Source organism: Paludibacterium paludis, from assembly GCF_018802605.1.
Classification (GTDB): Bacteria; Pseudomonadota; Gammaproteobacteria; order Burkholderiales; family Chromobacteriaceae; genus Paludibacterium; species Paludibacterium paludis.
The window spans coordinates 1,056,005-1,069,369 of record NZ_CP069161.1 but is presented as its reverse complement, the minus strand read 5'-3'; the positions used below and the strand labels follow the sequence as shown (position 1 = coordinate 1,069,369).

At 61.8% G+C, this 13,365-nt stretch carries 15 protein-coding genes; 11 read left to right on the top strand and 4 right to left on the bottom strand.

Annotated features, from left to right (window positions below; genetic code table 11):
- Positions 1 to 9: 9 nt before the first annotated feature.
- Positions 10 to 318 carry an STAS domain-containing protein gene (locus JNO50_RS04845; protein ID WP_189535234.1) on the bottom strand — a complete coding sequence of 103 codons (309 nt, stop codon included), beginning with the start codon at positions 316 to 318 and terminating at the stop codon, positions 10 to 12.
- Positions 315 to 1,520: a sensor histidine kinase gene (locus tag JNO50_RS04840; RefSeq protein WP_229804767.1), complete on the bottom strand. Its 1,206-nt coding sequence runs from the start codon at positions 1,518 to 1,520 to the stop codon at positions 315 to 317. Before JNO50_RS04840 ends, JNO50_RS04845 begins: the two co-directional genes overlap by 4 nt.
- Before the next feature lie 174 nt (positions 1,521 to 1,694).
- Here JNO50_RS04840 and JNO50_RS04835 point away from each other — a divergent pair, with 174 nt between their 5' ends.
- Genes JNO50_RS04835 through JNO50_RS04795 form a run of 9 tightly spaced genes read left to right on the top strand, consistent with a single transcriptional unit; the run spans position 1,695 to position 9,973 of the window.
- The gene (locus JNO50_RS04835) at positions 1,695 to 2,648 is read left to right on the top strand and encodes a chemotaxis protein (protein ID WP_189535232.1); all 954 of its coding nucleotides are present in this window, start codon (positions 1,695 to 1,697) and stop codon (positions 2,646 to 2,648) included.
- Between the two features lie 26 nt (positions 2,649 to 2,674).
- A complete protein-coding gene (locus JNO50_RS04830) occupies positions 2,675 to 3,619 on the top strand; it encodes a chemotaxis protein (RefSeq protein WP_189535231.1) in 945 nt (314 codons plus the stop codon).
- Between the two features lie 51 nt (positions 3,620 to 3,670).
- On the top strand, positions 3,671 to 4,060 hold the full coding sequence (gene cheY / locus JNO50_RS04825) for a chemotaxis response regulator CheY (RefSeq protein WP_189535229.1): 390 nt from the start codon (positions 3,671 to 3,673) through the stop codon (positions 4,058 to 4,060).
- Between the two features lie 48 nt (positions 4,061 to 4,108).
- On the top strand, positions 4,109 to 4,885 hold the full coding sequence (cheZ, locus tag JNO50_RS04820; protein ID WP_189535227.1) for a protein phosphatase CheZ: 777 nt from the start codon (positions 4,109 to 4,111) through the stop codon (positions 4,883 to 4,885).
- Positions 4,886 to 4,928: 43 nt separating this feature from the next.
- On the top strand, positions 4,929 to 6,827 hold the full coding sequence (locus tag JNO50_RS04815) for a chemotaxis protein CheA (RefSeq protein WP_189535226.1): 1,899 nt from the start codon (positions 4,929 to 4,931) through the stop codon (positions 6,825 to 6,827).
- A 10-nt stretch (positions 6,828 to 6,837) separates the two neighbouring features.
- A complete protein-coding gene (locus JNO50_RS04810; RefSeq protein WP_189535224.1) occupies positions 6,838 to 8,061 on the top strand; it encodes an EAL and HDOD domain-containing protein in 1,224 nt (407 codons plus the stop codon).
- 39 nt (positions 8,062 to 8,100) lie between these two features.
- Positions 8,101 to 8,766, top strand: a complete 666-nt coding sequence (gene tsaB, locus JNO50_RS04805; protein WP_189535222.1) for a tRNA (adenosine(37)-N6)-threonylcarbamoyltransferase complex dimerization subunit type 1 TsaB — start codon at positions 8,101 to 8,103, stop codon at positions 8,764 to 8,766.
- A complete protein-coding gene (gene rimI, locus JNO50_RS04800; protein WP_189535220.1) occupies positions 8,763 to 9,200 on the top strand; it encodes a ribosomal protein S18-alanine N-acetyltransferase in 438 nt (145 codons plus the stop codon). Before tsaB ends, rimI begins: the two co-directional genes overlap by 4 nt.
- A complete protein-coding gene (locus JNO50_RS04795; RefSeq protein WP_215796498.1) occupies positions 9,197 to 9,973 on the top strand; it encodes a uracil-DNA glycosylase in 777 nt (258 codons plus the stop codon). The genes rimI and JNO50_RS04795 overlap by 4 nt, the downstream gene beginning before the upstream one ends.
- Before the next feature lie 96 nt (positions 9,974 to 10,069).
- On the opposite strand, the gene rpmG is transcribed toward JNO50_RS04795, so the two are convergent.
- A complete protein-coding gene (gene rpmG, locus JNO50_RS04790; protein WP_017506994.1) occupies positions 10,070 to 10,225 on the bottom strand; it encodes a 50S ribosomal protein L33 in 156 nt (51 codons plus the stop codon).
- Between the two features lie 39 nt (positions 10,226 to 10,264).
- On the bottom strand, positions 10,265 to 10,498 hold the full coding sequence (gene rpmB, locus JNO50_RS04785; RefSeq protein WP_008953151.1) for a 50S ribosomal protein L28: 234 nt from the start codon (positions 10,496 to 10,498) through the stop codon (positions 10,265 to 10,267).
- 352 nt (positions 10,499 to 10,850) lie between these two features.
- On the opposite strand from rpmB, the gene JNO50_RS04780 reads away from it, so the two are divergent.
- On the top strand, positions 10,851 to 12,491 hold the full coding sequence (locus JNO50_RS04780) for a CTP synthase (protein WP_189535217.1): 1,641 nt from the start codon (positions 10,851 to 10,853) through the stop codon (positions 12,489 to 12,491).
- A 2-nt stretch (positions 12,492 to 12,493) separates the two neighbouring features.
- Positions 12,494 to 13,348, top strand: coding sequence for a 3-deoxy-8-phosphooctulonate synthase (gene kdsA / locus JNO50_RS04775; protein WP_189535215.1), 855 nt, complete (start codon positions 12,494 to 12,496; stop codon positions 13,346 to 13,348).
- Positions 13,349 to 13,365 lie beyond the last annotated feature (17 nt).

Here is a 13,365-nt window from a genome sequence, read left to right as displayed (position 1 = left end):
CTCCGGACCTCACCGCAGGATCGTGAACATTTTATTGAAGCAGGCGATTTCCAGCACTTGTTGCACGGTCTCGTGGCAATTGCTCAGCACCATGGTCTTTTTCTGCGCGGCGGCCCGCTCCTTGAGCAGCAGCAGCATGCCCAGCGCCGAGCTGTCAAGAAAGGGGACCTGGTCGAAGTCGACAACAATTTCATTGATGGAATGGTTGTCGAGCAGCTCCTGGCTCGCCTGCCGAAAATCCTTGTGCATGTTGAAGTCGAATTGACCGATCAGCATCAAGCGCCCGGTTGTGCCTTCAATCTTGATCAACGGTTTCATTCCGCCCCTCCCTGGCCGTCTCCGGCCTGATGATGGCCCAGCGTCGGCAGGCACACCTCGAATCTGGCGCCCCCTTGCCGACGGTTGGAGCAGGACACCCTGCCCCCTAATTCTTCCGCTACTTTTTTGACAATGGCAAGTCCCAGTCCCGTTCCGCCCGACCGGGTGGTGAAAAACGGTTCGAACAACCGGTCAAGGCAGGCCGGCGGAATGCCGGGGCCGTCGTCCTCCACACTGATCACCGCCTGCCCGGCATCCTCGCTGACTTCCAGGCGGATGGCGCCTCCGGCCGGGGTGTAGTGGAGGGCGTTTTCCAGCAGATTGGTCAAGGCGCCGAGCAAGGCCTTGCGATCGCCCATCAGAACAGGGCCGGCTCCGGACGGCTGTCCGCACTCCAGACGGACGCCACGGGTCGCGCATTGCGGGGCCACCACGGCCACCAGCTCCTCGACCACCGAAGACAGGGCCAGCGGCTCCCTTTCTCCCACTCTTCCTCTGACAAAGCTCAACATATTCTGAATCAGCCCTTCCAGAGCCCTCAGTCTTGCTAGTATTTTGTCGAGGAAGCGTTGGCGGTCCTCTTCGCGCAGCCCTTCCTGCTTGAGATTGGCGGCATAAAGCAGCGCGGTGGAGAGCGGTGTTCTGAGCTGATGGGCCAGCGAAGCGGCCATCCCGCCCATGGCCGCGAGCTTCTGCTGGCGGGCCACTTCATGGGAAAGACGGTGCAGTTCGGTCACGTCCTGCAGCAGCGCGATGCGTCCGCCCAAGGCCGGCAAGGCGGTGAATTCGAGGGTCAGCAGGCGTTCCGCGCCCGACCCCGGATCCGTCACGCGATAGGTCTTGTCGGCCTGCGGCTCGCCAAGCCGGGACTCGATGTCAGGCCAGGAGCCCAACGCCATGCTGCCGCCCAGCAGCGCCACGGCGGCGGGGTTTTCCGCGAGGACGCGGCCCTCGGCCGACAGTTCGACGATGCCGGCGGGCAAAGCCGCGAGCAGCATGGCGAAACGCTCGGCGAGCGCGGCATTGGCGGACACTTGGCGGCGCAGTTCGTTGTTGGCCTCGTCAAGCTGCGCATTGAGCACATTGACTTGCGACTCGAGCTGGTTGTACGCGTCGATCAACTGGCCGGAAACGGCGTTGAACTGCTCGAACGCCGCCTCAAGCTTCTGCTGGTCGGCCAATTTTGAACGAGTATCGGGCATTTTCGATCTGATATTTGTAAAATTCGCTTAAACAGTATGATAATTACACATGCCTAACCGCGCCAATTTGGCAATGGCAAAATTTCAGTGTCAAAAAACCGCGGGAAAGACCTATAACTGGCGTATAAAGGGAATATATGAGTTACGCCACACAAAGATGCTGCGGAGGTTTCTGTGTCAGAGCTTCTCAAAAAAATTGATGCCCGAACCAAACTGGCCGGGACGAACAAACTGGAAATCCTGCTCTTCTCCCTGGGTCAGGATCAACGCACGGGACGGAAAGAAGTCTTCGGGATCAACGTCTTCAAGGTTCGCGAAGTGATGCGGACCCCGGAGATCACGTCCGCTCCGGAAATGCCCTCTTCGGTTGAGGGGATGGTCAGTCTGAGGGGACAACTGGTGCCTGTCATCGATCTTGCCAAGTATGCGGGAATCGTGACCGGCAGCAAACCCGAAATCATGATCGTCACCGAGTACAACGGCCACACCCAGGGCTTCCTGGTTGAATCGGTCGATACCATCCTGCGTCTGGACTGGTCCGCGATGCGCGTGCCGCCCGACATGATCACCAACCGCATGGCCGGCCTCGTGACCGCCGTGACGGAACTGGACAATGGTTCGCTGGTGATGATGATGGACGTGGAAAAGGTGCTCGCCGAGACCACCCTGACCGAGGACGCCCACCTGTTCATCAACATCAAGCCGATCCAGGTCGAGCGTATGGTGTTCTTCGCCGACGACTCGGTGGTGGCGCGCAAGCAGATCGAACGCACGCTCGAAGTGATGAACATCAAGTACGCGTCCGCCATCAACGGTCTGAAGGCCTGGGAAGAACTGCAGCGCATGGCGACCCAGGCCGAGCTGGCCAGCCGCAAGCTCAGCGACATTCTCCACCTGGTGCTCACCGACGTGGAAATGCCCGAGATGGACGGCTACATGCTGACCAAGATGATCAAGAGCGATCCGCGTTTTCAGGGCATCCCCGTGCTGATGCACTCCTCCTTGTCGGGCTCGTCCAACCAGAAGCTGGGCGAATCCGTGGGCGTCGACTCCTACGTCTCGAAGTTCGAGCCGCAGAAGCTGTCGATGAAACTGCGCGAAATGCTCAAGATCGAACAAACTGACTGACCAGAAGAATCGGGAAGGGATTGACCATGCCTGCGAATGACGCCTCCTTGCTTGCCACTGTCGACGCGCGCACCAAGCTTGCCGGCTCCAACAAGATGGAGATCCTGCTGTTCTCGCTCGGAACGCGTGAAACATTCGGCATCAACGTGTTCAAGGTTCGCGAGGTCTCGCAGACCCCGGCCATCACCAAGACACCCAACATGCCCTTCGGGGTGGAGGGGGTGCTGTCGCTGCGCGGCAACATCATTCCGGTGATCTCGCTCGCCAAGTTCATCCAGGCGGAAAGCTCGGGACGCCGTTACGACACGATGATCGTGACGGAGTTCAACAAGAGCACCCAGGCGTTCCTGGTCGACTCGGTCGACCGCATCATCCGCGTGGACTGGGACAAGGTGCGCGCCCCGGAAAACATGATGCAGAGCAACGCGGCGACGCAGAACAACCTGATCACCGCGATCACGGAACTGGACGATGGAAAACTGGTCTCCATTCTCGACGTGGAGCAGATTCTCGCCAGCGTGGTCGGCGAATCCCGCGTGCCGGACATCCCTACCGCCAGTCTGGAAAGCGACCAGTATATTTTCTTTGTCGACGACTCGGTGGTGGCGCGCAAGGAAATCACCAGCGTGCTCGAAAAAATGGGCATCAAGTTCCAGCAGGCGACCAATGGACGCGAAGCCTGGGAGCGTCTGCAGCTGCTCGCACAACGCCACTTCGGCGAGGGGGAGTCGCTGCATGACAATCTCAAGATGATTCTGGTGGATGCGGAAATGCCGGAAATGGACGGCTACGTGCTGACCCGCCTGATCAAATCGGATGTCCGCTTCAATGGCATTCCGGTCGTCATGCACTCGTCTTTGTCGTCCAACGCGAACCGGGCCATGGGCTCGAGCGTAGGGGTGGACGCCTACGTCGCCAAATTTGATCCCGTTGTCCTTGCGGAAACTTTGATTCCTTTCTTGCAGAGGTAACAGCTAGAATTACAGCCAACGGGACTATTGAACCATTTCAGGAATACCTCGATGTCAGACAAGAACATGCGCTTCCTTGTGGTCGACGATTTTTCGACAATGCGACGGATCGTGCGCAACCTGCTCAAGGAACTCGGATTCACCAACGTGGACGAAGCCGAGGACGGCCAGGTGGCCTTGCACAAGCTGAAAACCCAGCATTTCGACTTCATCGTCTCCGACTGGAACATGCCGAACATGACGGGTATCGAGCTGCTCAAGGCCGTCCGCGCCGATGCCCAGCTCAAGCACCTGCCCTTCATGATGATTACGGCGGAAGCCAAGCGCGAAAACATCATCGAAGCCGCCATGGCAGGCGCCAGCGGCTACATTGTGAAGCCATTCACTGCGGCGACCCTGGAAGAGAAGATGAACAAGATCTTCCAGGCCATGAACAAATAAACGCCGTGTTGCCCGTCTGTGCCGGGTTTGTATTCAGGAGGATTTATCGTGCCGGATCATATTTTGGATAGCGGCGATTCGCCGGAACTCGAAGCTCTGTTCGATTCCATCGCCATGCAGCCTCATGAGGAAGCGCCTGCGGTGGACGCGCCTCGGGTGGAAGCTGCCGCAACCCCGGCACCGGCTGCAGTGCTGACCATAGGGGGAGCGGTCATCGCCGACCCGATAAAAATGTACGAGGATATCGGCCAGCTCACGCGCCGCCTGCACGATGCCATGAGGGACATGGGCTATGACAAGTCCATCGAGCGCATGGCCGAAACCCTCCCGGACGCCAAGGACCGTCTGGTTTACATCGCCACCCTGACCGAGAGCGCCGCCGAAAAGGTGCTCAACGCGACCGATATCGCGCGACCGATCCAGGATGCGATGGAAGCCCAGGCCCAGGCGCTCGGCGACCGCTGGAGCAAGCTGTACGCCAACCAGCTGTCGGTCGACGAATTCCGCCAGTTGGCCGCCGATACCCGCAACTACCTGATGTCGGTGCCGGCCCAGACGCAAGCGACGAACACCCAGCTCCTGGATATCGTGATGGCGCAGGACTTCCAGGACCTGACAGGGCAGGTCATCAAGAAAATGATGGACATGGTCAAGATCATCGAGACCGAGCTCTTGTCTTTCCTGATCGCCTACTCGCCCACGGAGAAGAAGGCGGAGATCGATCCGGGCCTGCTCAACGGTCCGGTCATCAATCCGGAAGGCCGCTCGGACGTGGTCGCCAACCAGCAGCAGGTCGACGACCTGCTCGAAAGTCTCGGTTTCTGATCCCCCGGGTCGGAACGCTTATTGAATACGCGGGAGAGTCACCATGAGTGAATTCGGAGGAATGGAAGAGTTGTTGGGAGACTTCCTGATGGAGTCCAACGACCTCCTCTCGGATGTCGACAACAAGCTGGTGGAGCTGGAGAAGCGTCCGGAGGACCGTGCGCTGCTCAACGATATTTTCCGGGGGTTCCATACCATCAAGGGCGGCGCGGGCTTTCTGAACGTGACGCCGATGGTGACGCTTTGCCATCGAACCGAGAACCTGTTCGACAAACTCAGGAACGGCGAACTGAAGCTGACGGCGGAAATCCTGGATGTCATTCTCAGCGCAACGGGCACCGTGCAGGACATGTTCGGCACCCTGGGCCAGGGACTGATGCCGGGCGCCGCCGATCCGGCGTTGCTGGCGGCCCTCGATGCGGTACTCGCCGGCGAAGCGCCCAGCGCCGCCACGGCACAGGCCGCGGCGCCCGCGCCTTCGGCCGCCCCCGCGCCGCAGCCGGCGTCCCAGACGCCTGGCGAACCGGACTGGAATACCCTGCACCAAGCGGTATCCGGCGCCGCGCCGGCGCCCGCTCCGGCCGCCGCGCCCGTGGCAACAGCCCCCGCGCCTGCCGCTCCGGCTCCCGCTGTTCATCAGGAGGCCGCTCCGGCCGCCGCGCCCAGCGCGCCGGCGGCAGCCCCCAAGCAGCAAGTGCAGAGCAAACCGACTGGCGGCGGCAGCGGCGGTGGACAGGAAAACACCATCCGTATCGATACGCAACGCCTCGATATGGTGCTCAACCTGTCCGGCGAAATCGGCCTGACCAAGAACCGGCTAACCACGCTGCGGACCGAAATCCTGCAGGGCAACAACGATACCAACACGCTGCGCTCGCTCGACGAATCGATCAGTCAGCTCGACCTGCTGGTCAGCGATCTGCAGAACGCGGTGATGAAAACCCGCATGCAGCCGATCGGCCGCCTGTTCCAGAAGTATCCTCGCCTCGCGCGCGACCTGGCGCGCCAACTGGGCAAGGAAGTGGAACTGGTGCTCAGCGGCGAGGAAACCGAACTGGACAAGACCATGATCGAGGATTTGAACGATCCTCTGGTTCACCTTGTCCGCAACGCGGTCGACCATGGCGTGGAGCTGCCCCAGGATCGCATTCCGATCGGCAAGAAGCCGCAGGCGGTGATCCAGCTGACCGCGGAACAGGTCGGCGACCACATCCTGATCGAGATTTCCGACGACGGACGCGGCATGAATGCCGACGCGCTGCGCCGCAAGGCCATCGAAAAGGGCCTGATCGACGTCGAAACCGCCAACTCGCTGGACGAGAAGCAGTGCCTGCAGCTGATTTTCCTGCCGGGCTTCTCCACCAAGGACCAGATCTCCAGCGTATCGGGCCGCGGTGTCGGCATGGACGTGGTCCGCACCAACATCCAGAAACTCAACGGACGCATCGACATCAATTCGGTGCCGGGCGAAGGCACGCGGATCAGCATCTCGCTGCCGCTGACCCTGGCCATCCTGCCGGTGCTGGTGGTGCGCGCCTGCAACCAGCCGTTCGCCGTTCCGCTGGCGATGGTTCGCGAAATCATCACGATCGACGGTTCCGCCATTCAGGAAGTGTCCGGCAAACCCACCATCGTGGTGCGCGACGAGATCCTGCCGCTCAAGACCCTCGCCGGACTGCTCGGCTGGGAGCAGACCCAGAAGCCCTGCTTCGGCGTGCTCATGCAATCGGCGGAAAAGTCCTTCATTCTCGCCATCGACTCGTTCGTCGGCCGGGACGACGTGGTGATCAAGCCTCTGCAGAACATCCGCCCCAAGGGCGTCGCCGGCGCGACCCTGTCCGGAGACGGATCGGTGGTGCTCGTTCTGGACATGGAGGATCTTCTGTCCGGCAGCGACGGGCAAACGGGCCAGGTTCGGCTGTCCGAACTGATTTCCCAATAATCTAGAGAACATGCCGACCGCCAACGCCTACATCGGGAGACAGCCCGTCCTGAACCGGAACCAGCAGCTCATCGGCTATGAGCTGCTGTTCCGGGAAAACAAGCTGGCCATGAGCGCGGGACACCCTTCCGAACTCATGGCCGACACCCAGGTTCTGGTCAACACCCTGAACGACATGGGGACCAGCTGGCTGATCGGCAACAAGCTCGCGTTCATCAATGTCGGCGCGGCGATGCTGACCAGCGATTTTCTGGAACTGCTCCCCCCGCGCCGCGTGATTCTCGATCTCTCGCCCAGGGTCGTGCCCTCCAACGATCTGATTTCGCGGGTACGGCACCTGCGCGCGCTCGGCTTCGGGATCTCGCTCGACGATTTTTCCTTTGAAGCGCCAAGCGCGGCGTTTCTCGATTACGCCAATTACGTCAAACTCAACGTACAACAGCACGACACACAGCAGTTCCAGATGGCGGCGTCGCGCCTGCGCAGCTATCCGGTGATCCGCATCGCCGAATGCGTGGAAACCCACGAGCAGTTCCACGATTGCCGCGAACTGGGCATGGACGGTTTTCAGGGCTATTACTTCGCCCAGCCGGAGACCCTGACGGCCAAAGTCATCCATCCCACCTTCAGCAATACGCTGACACTGCTCAATCTGCTGCGCCAGGACGCGGATATCCACGAGATCGAGGCGATCCTCAAGCGGGACGTGGCGCTCTCGTACAAACTTCTGCGCTACGTGAATTCCGCGGCGGCGGGCCTGAACACCACCATCACCTCGTTCAGTCATGCGGTGACGGTGCTTGGCTACCACAAGCTCTACCGCTGGCTCACGCTGCTGCTGATCACCGCTTCCGACGATGCCCACGCGCCCCCGGCCCTCCAGAAAACCGCCATCACGCGCGGACGTTTCATGGAACAGATGGGACGCAGCAAGGGACTGCCTCACGAACGTTGCGACGACCTGTTCATCGTCGGCATGTTCAGCCTGCTCGATGTACTGTTCGACATGCCGATGCAGTCGATCCTTGAGCACATCCAGCTGTCCGAAGCGGCCATCCTCGCCCTGCGCAACGCTCAGGGTCCCTTCGGCAATTATCTTCAGCTGGCACGCGCCTGCGAGGACAACCGGCTGTCGAGCGTGCCCGAATTGTCCGAGCTGCTGCAACTGGACGCCGCCACGCTCAACCAGTGCCACATGGGCGCGCTCGCCTGGGTGGAGGAACTGGGCTTATAATCACGGGCCCGGTTCGTTTCACGCAGGACGCCTTACCCGATGAATCTCATTGCCCTTGACACCTCCACCGACTACCTGTCCCTCGCCATAAGCCATCAGGGGCGGATCGCGCACTGCCACGAGCCTGTCGGCCAGAAACATTCGGACCTTGCCCTGCCCCGTCTTGGTGAACTTCTCGGCGAGCTTGACATCGCGCTGCGCGATCTCGACGCGGTGGTCTTCGGACAAGGACCGGGATCCTTCACCGGGGTGCGCATCGCCTGCGGCATCGCCCAGGGCCTGGCGTTCTCGGCGGGGCTTGACGTGATCGGCGTGCCGACACTCGACAGTGTCGCCATCCAGGCGCCAGCCGGCGACTGGCTGATCTGTCTGGATGCCCGCATGGGCGAGGTCTACCACGCGACCTACCGCGTCGCGGAAAACGGCATCGAACGGCTCTCGCCCATCGGCGTGGGCCCTCTTGGCACGGTGAGCCTGCCCCAAGGAACGTGGCAAGGCGCGGGCGACGGACTCGCCGACAGCGGCAAGGCCGCTGCGCTCGGCCTGACCGCCATCCGCCCGGAGCTGCGGCCCGATGCCCGCGCCCTCTTGCGCCTCGCGCAGTCCGGCAGCTATCCGCGTACCGCGCCGGAGCAGGCGGAGCTGCTGTACGTGCGCAACAAGGTGGCGTTGACCTCGCGCGAACAACAGGCCTTGCGCGCATGATACGGATCAGGGACGCCGGACAGGACGACGTCGCTTCCATCCTTGCCTGCGCCCGCGATAGCGATGCGGCGTGGAGTGAGCGCGCATGGCGCGACGCTATTGAAGCGGGCTACACAGTACACCTGATGTGCGATGAAGACATGCCCTGCGGCGCCGCCGTGGTGATGCACTGCCTTGATGACGCGGAACTCTTGGAAGTGATCGTCGACGCCCGGCGCCGGGGCGAAGGGCTCGGCCGCAGGCTGATGGAACACGCGCTCGGCACCGCCAAAGAGCGCGGCGCGGCGAGGATGCTGCTCGAAGTCAGGGAAAGCAATCTGGCGGCGCGGGCGCTTTACCTCTCGCTGGGCTTCGAGCAAACCGGCCTGCGCAAACACTACTATCCGCTCGGCACCGGGCGGGAACATGCGGTAATGATGGAGAAGCGCACGTGAACCGACGCGACCTTGTGATCGACGCGCTGGGGCTGGGCCCGCAATGGCTTCCCCGACCGGGCTGTTTCGCCGATCACCCGGCCATGGATTCTCCTTGCCCGGATGAGCGGGACGGCGTTGGGCAGGCCCTGGACGAGTCCCTGCCCAAAGAGCAAGCTCCGGGCCGGGAAATACCCGTGGCGGCGCCGTCCTCGCCTGAACCCGCCGACATTCCCGTCTTCCCGGACTGGCAAACGCTGCAGCACGAAGTCGCCACCTGCCGCGCCTGCCGCCTGTGCGAAACCCGCACGCAGACGGTATTCGGCCGCGGCAACCCCGACTCGCGCATCCTCATCGTCGGGGAGGCGCCGGGCGAGCACGAGGACAGGCAAGGCGAGCCGTTTGTCGGGCGCGCCGGACTGCTGCTGGACACCATGCTCGCCACCATCGGACTTGATCGCGACAAGGACATTTATGTCGCCAACGTGATCAAATGCCGGCCGCCGGGCAACCGCAACCCGTCCGCGGATGAAATCGCCGCGTGCGAGCCGTTCCTCACCGCGCAGATCCACCATCTGAAACCAGCGCTCATTCTTGCGCTGGGCCGTTTCGCCGCGCACACGCTGCTTCAGACGGATGCCTCGATCCAGTCGCTTCGCGGCAAGGTTCACGATTACCGCGGCACGCCGCTGATCGTCAGCTACCACCCCGCCTACCTGTTGCGCAACCTGCCGGACAAGGCGCGCGCCTGGAGCGATCTGGTTTTGGTGAGGAAGGAACTGGGCCGCCGCTGACCGCCGGTTCGCCACCCGGCAGCGGAACGGAATCCGGGCAATAAAAAACCCTTCACATCGGACAGTGAAGGGTTTTTTATTTCAGGGAGAACCGGCTTATTTCAGCTTGGTTTCCTTGTAGAGCACGTGCTTGCGTGCAACGGGATCGAACTTCTTGATCTCCATCTTTTCCGGCATCGTGCGCTTGTTCTTCGTGGTGGTGTAGAAGTGGCCGGTGCCAGCGGTGGACTCAAGCTTAATCTTGTCGCGCATGGTTATACCTCAGTATCGCTATCGTGGTGAGCCGCAGAATCAGATCTCGCCGCGAGCGCGCAGATCGGCCAGGACAACTTCGATGCCCAGCTTGTCGATGGTACGCAATGCAGCGTTGGACACGCGCAGGCGCACCCAGCGGTTTTCGCTTTCTACCCAGAACTTGCGGTACTGCAGGTTCGGCAGAAAACGACGTTTCGTTTTGTTGTTGGCGTGGGAAACATTGTTCCCGGTCATCGGACGCTTGCCGGTGACTTTGCAAACTCGCGCCATGGTTAAGACTCCCAAAACCGGTAAAACCGGCTTTATATCATAAATACAGGCAGATGCTCAAGCCTGACAGGCGACGGACGCGGCGAATGTTGCCCATCCGCACCATGGTTAAATTGATCCAAACCAAGATTCTACCGGAAATTCCCTGTCAAAGTCGAATTCGCTTGAGAGTTGTCGCCTTTTCCCCTAAATCAACACTGTCCGCGATGCTTCGGGACAAGCCTTCGGACCAGCCCCGAAGCGACGCCCGGGGGCGGAAACGGGGCCGGCGGCAAAAAAGAGTTGGCGCGGGCGGTTCAAAAACCACCCCGTTTTGGGTTAGAATCCCGGATTCCCACAGGGCCGTAATTCCATGACCAAGTACATCTTCGTAACCGGCGGTGTGGTGTCCTCTCTCGGTAAGGGCATTGCCGCCGCGTCCATCGCAGCCATCCTCGAATCGCGCGGGCTGAAAGTCACCATGCTGAAGCTCGATCCCTATATCAACGTGGATCCGGGCACCATGAGCCCCTTCCAGCACGGGGAAGTCTTCGTCACCGAGGACGGCGCGGAAACCGACCTCGACCTTGGCCACTACGAGCGCTTCATCCACGCCAAGATGAAGAAAAGCAACAACTTCACGACCGGCCAGGTCTACGAATCCGTGATCACCAAGGAGCGCCGCGGCGACTACCTGGGCGGCACCGTACAGGTGATTCCGCACATCACCGACGAGATCAAGCTCAAGGTCGGCGAAGGCGCGGGCGATGCCGATGTGGCCATCGTGGAAATCGGCGGCACGGTCGGCGACATCGAATCGCTGCCGTTCCTGGAAGCCATCCGCCAGATGCGCTCCAACCTGGGCCGCAAGAATACCCTGTACGTACACCTCTCCTACGTGCCGTACATCGCGACGGCCGGCGAGATCAAGACCAAGCCCACCCAGCACTCAGTGAAAGAGCTGCGCGAGATCGGCATCCAGCCGGACATCCTGCTGTGCCGCATGGACCGCGAGCTGCCGCTTGACGAGAAGCGCAAGATCGCCCTGTTCTGCAACGTCGAGGAAAACGCCGTGATCGGCTGTTACGACTCGGACAGCATCTACAAGGTGCCGGCGATGCTCCACGAGCAGGGCATCGACGACATCATCTGCGAGCAGCTGCAGCTGGATCTGCCCGCCGCGGATCTCTCCGTCTGGTCCGGCATCATCGACGCGCTCGAGCACCCGACCGCGAGCGTCGACATCGCCATGGTCGGCAAATACGTCGACCTCACCGAATCGTACAAGTCGCTGTCCGAGGCCCTCAAGCACGCCGGCATCCACACCCGCAGCGAAGTCAACATCCACTACATCGACTCCGAAGAGATCGAGCGCAACGGCGTGGACGCCCTGGCCGGAATGGACGCCATCCTGGTTCCCGGCGGCTTCGGCAAGCGAGGCGTGGAAGGCAAGATCCGGGCGGTCCGCTACGCCCGCGAGAACAACATCCCCTACCTGGGCATCTGCCTTGGCATGCAGATCGCGCTGATCGAATACGCCCGCAACATGGCGGGCATGGCCGGCGCCAACTCGACCGAATTCGACACGTCCACCGAATTCCCGGTGGTCGCGCTGATCGACGAATGGGTCAACCACGACGGCAAGGTGGAAACCCGCGACGCGAACTCCAACCTCGGCGGCACGATGCGTCTGGGCGGTCAGCAGTGCGACCTGGTGCCCGGTTCCCTCGCCCAGACCGTGTACGGTTCGGCCGAGATCGTCGAGCGCCACCGCCACCGCTACGAGGTGAACAACTACTACGTGCCGCGCCTCGAGGCGGCGGGTCTGACCATCAGCGGCCGCTCCGCCGGCCATGAAAAGCTGGTGGAAACCGTCGAACTGAAGAACCATCGCTGGTTCTTCGCCTGCCAGTTCCACCCCGAGTTCACCTCCACGCCACGCGACGGGCACCCGCTGTTCATCGCCTACGTGAAAGCCGCGCTCAGCCACAAGGGCGACAAGCAGGGACACTGACCATGAAGCTGTGCGGATTCGAAGCCGGCCTTGCCCACCCCCTGTTCCTGATCGCCGGTCCTTGCGTCATCGAGAGCGAGGCCCAGGCGCTGGAAACGGCGGGAAAACTGAAGGAAATCGCCGAAGAGATCGGCATGCCCTTCATCTACAAGTCCAGCTACGACAAGGCGAACCGGTCGTCCGGTTCGTCGTTCCGCGGTTTCGGCATGGAACGGGGTCTCGCCATCCTCGCCAAGGTGAGGGACGAGATCGGCGTGCCCGTGCTGACGGATGTGCACAGCGAGGAAGACGTGCCGCATGTGGCCGCCGTGGTCGACGTGCTGCAAACCCCGGCCTTCCTGTGCCGCCAGACCGACTTCATCCGCACCGTCGCCCGCTGTGGCAAGCCGGTCAACATCAAGAAGGGCCAGTTCCTGGCGCCGGCCGACATGAAGAACGTCGTCGACAAGGCGCGCGCCGCCGCCCTTGACGCGGGGTTCAGCGAAGACCGTTTCATGGTTTGCGAGCGCGGCGCCTCTTTCGGTTACAACAATCTCGTCTCCGACATGCGCTCCCTGGCTATCATGCGCGAGACGGCATGCCCGGTGGTGTTCGACGCCACCCACTCCGTCCAGTTGCCCGGCGGTCAGGGCGACGTGTCCGGCGGACAGCGCGAATTCGTGCCTGTACTGGCGCGCGCCGCCGTATCGGCGGGCATAGCCGGGATTTTCATGGAGACGCACCCCGATCCGGCTTCGGCGCTTTCGGACGGGCCGAACGCCTGGCCGCTCGACCGCATGAAGGATCTGCTGTCCACCCTCAAAGCCATCGACAGTCTGGTCAAGGAGCGGGGGTTTGCGGAGCACTCGCTGTCCTGACGGCCGGCATGCCGGCC

Coding starts and splice junctions, on each gene's coding strand:
- JNO50_RS04845 (WP_189535234.1), bottom strand. CDS start 318: ATGAAACCGTTGATCAAGATTGAAGGCACAACCGGGCGCTTGATGCTG.
- JNO50_RS04840 (WP_229804767.1), bottom strand. CDS start 1,520: ATGCCCGATACTCGTTCAAAATTGGCCGACCAGCAGAAGCTTGAGGCG.
- JNO50_RS04830 (WP_189535231.1), top strand. CDS start 2,675: ATGCCTGCGAATGACGCCTCCTTGCTTGCCACTGTCGACGCGCGCACC.
- cheY (WP_189535229.1), top strand. CDS start 3,671: ATGTCAGACAAGAACATGCGCTTCCTTGTGGTCGACGATTTTTCGACA.
- JNO50_RS04815 (WP_189535226.1), top strand. CDS start 4,929: ATGAGTGAATTCGGAGGAATGGAAGAGTTGTTGGGAGACTTCCTGATG.
- JNO50_RS04810 (WP_189535224.1), top strand. CDS start 6,838: ATGCCGACCGCCAACGCCTACATCGGGAGACAGCCCGTCCTGAACCGG.
- tsaB (WP_189535222.1), top strand. CDS start 8,101: ATGAATCTCATTGCCCTTGACACCTCCACCGACTACCTGTCCCTCGCC.
- rimI (WP_189535220.1), top strand. CDS start 8,763: ATGATACGGATCAGGGACGCCGGACAGGACGACGTCGCTTCCATCCTT.
- rpmG (WP_017506994.1), bottom strand. CDS start 10,225: ATGCGCGACAAGATTAAGCTTGAGTCCACCGCTGGCACCGGCCACTTC.
- rpmB (WP_008953151.1), bottom strand. CDS start 10,498: ATGGCGCGAGTTTGCAAAGTCACCGGCAAGCGTCCGATGACCGGGAAC.
- JNO50_RS04780 (WP_189535217.1), top strand. CDS start 10,851: ATGACCAAGTACATCTTCGTAACCGGCGGTGTGGTGTCCTCTCTCGGT.
- kdsA (WP_189535215.1), top strand. CDS start 12,494: ATGAAGCTGTGCGGATTCGAAGCCGGCCTTGCCCACCCCCTGTTCCTG.